Raw genomic sequence first — 1,035 nt, forward strand, 5'->3', positions numbered from 1 at the left:
ACAACGTGCCGCGTATTGGCGATGGGCGGGATTTTTAGCACTGAACTTTAATCGAAGAACAGAAGTTGAATTTTGCACTTCCGTTGATACGAAGCCGTTCAGCCCGCCTATTGCCAATACGATGTTGTACGACGTAGTTATGTTTTGGGTTTTAGTCCAGCTAAATATTTTCGTATGTCATTTTCTAATTTATCCGGGTATTTGTACTCTAATTTTTTTGACAATTCAGTTCCTATTTCTGAAACTAAATCAGTCATTGAAAATAGAGCAGTCCAATTTTCCTTTATATCGCTCCCTGAAAATGTTTGTTCTGTTTTAGCCCACATTTCCTGGTTAAGATACTTTTTGAAAAGTCGTCCATATTTATTGGTCGTTATGTTCCAATTGTGTTCACTTGCAATGTGCCATTCAATTAAAGGAATTAAATATTCTGTGCGAATAACGGTTTCCGACATAAATTTCGCATAGAATATTTCATCTCTCACAAGACACTTTGCCACGTAAGTTGTGTCCCACCAAAAATCGTTTATTAGATTTTGAAACTCTTTTTCAGACGGTTTTTTGATAATGGAAATTTGATAAGTTGGTTTCAGCATTTGCTTTGTAATACCATCTTTATCAATTAAAATTTTATAACCAATATCCCAATCTTCTGGTAATTCTTTCTCTTGCGTTTCCTTTATAAATTTTGATTTGCTGTAAAGTTTAAAATCTACTTTCACACCGTCTTCATAAAGTAGCATTTTCATTGCGTGTTTATGGTTAAAACAACTTTCGTCTTCTTCAATCATAGCAATTGGATTTCCGAATTTAAGCGTCCAGCTTTTGTCTGAAATGTAATTTGTATTATCCTCAAAAACAAATTCAATGTCTAAATCACTAAATTCGTCAACAAGTGCTAAAGGATTTACAAGTGAACTTGTCAGAAGAAGAACTCTTACATCTTCGTTTTTCTCCGACCATTCTATAATTGTTCTTAACTTTTCTTCTCTGACTTTCATTTTGTTTGGTTCGGTTTTACTATGTCGTACAACG

General features: G+C 33.9%; 1 protein-coding gene. It reads right to left on the bottom strand.

Translation table 11 applies throughout. The annotated features are described in order from the left end of the window. Positions 1-137 precede the first annotated feature (137 nt). Complete coding sequence (locus HMPREF2660_RS04365) at positions 138-1,001, bottom strand: aminoglycoside 6-adenylyltransferase AadS (protein ID WP_003013318.1); 864 nt, start codon at positions 999-1,001, stop codon at positions 138-140. Positions 1,002-1,035: the final 34 nt, after the last annotated feature.

Origin of the sequence: Weeksella sp. HMSC059D05 (genome assembly GCF_001809725.1) — a bacterium.
In the GTDB taxonomy this organism is placed as follows: domain Bacteria; phylum Bacteroidota; class Bacteroidia; order Flavobacteriales; family Weeksellaceae; genus Weeksella; species Weeksella virosa.